Annotated in this window: 1 protein-coding gene; it reads right to left on the reverse strand. The window is 63.8% G+C overall.

The window, feature by feature from the left end:
* The coding region (locus ACPCUW_RS35260; protein WP_423429709.1) for an LLM class flavin-dependent oxidoreductase at positions 1–224 on the reverse strand (224 nt) is incomplete at both ends.

Raw genomic sequence — 224 nt, forward strand, 5'->3', positions numbered from 1 at the left:
CGGAACGTCGGCGTCAGCACCGACGTCCCCAGCTGAATACGAGAAGTCCGCTCACCGACCGCGGTCATCCACGCCAGCGAAAACGGAGCATGCCCACCCTCGTGCCGCCACGGCTGGAAATGATCACTGACGGTCGCACTGTCGAGGCCGTGTTCCTCGACCAGAACGCCGAGCTCGACGAGCTCGCGTGGTCCGAATTGTTCTGCCGACGCCTTGTATCCCAG

This window comes from Nocardia sp. AB354 (assembly GCF_049538315.1).
Lineage (GTDB): Bacteria > Actinomycetota > Actinomycetes > Mycobacteriales > Mycobacteriaceae > Nocardia > Nocardia nova.